We start from the raw sequence: 413 nt of genomic DNA, 5'->3' as shown, positions 1-413 counted from the left end.
ATCTCGAGCACGACGGTCTCGGCGACGGCGCGGTGCTCGGGCCGGCTGGTCACGCCGAAGGGGCTGCCCGACAGGCGGGTGGCGTCCTCGGGGCCGCCGGAGAAGGTCATCGCGGGGTGCAGCGCCAGACCCAGCACCCCGGCCTCGGCCGCCGGGGCCAGGACGGCGAGGCCGTGCGCGCCCGAGGTGTGGAAGGTCAGCTGACCGCGCCGCCACACCCCGGTCTCGGCGAGACCGGCGACCAAGCCGGGCAGGGCGTCGTCGGGCACGGCGAGCACCACGAGGTCGGCGGCGGCCACCACCTCGTCGGTGGGCAGCAGCGGTACCCCCGGCAGCAGGCGCGCGGCGCGGTCGCGGGAGGCGGCGGACAGGCCGGCGGCGGCGACCACCTCGTGGCCGGCCGCGGCGAGGGC

Annotated in this window: 1 pseudogene; it reads right to left on the bottom strand. The window is 79.2% G+C overall.

What is annotated here, in order from left to right:
* Window positions 1-413 (bottom strand): annotated as a pseudogene (locus M3677_RS17580) (DUF2520 domain-containing protein); the annotation flags it as partial.

It is taken from the genome of Curtobacterium sp. P97 (assembly GCF_023712445.1).
GTDB lineage: Bacteria > Actinomycetota > Actinomycetes > Actinomycetales > Microbacteriaceae > Curtobacterium.
Note: the sequence above shows the minus strand (reverse complement) of the source record. Positions and strands in the feature narration are given on the sequence as shown.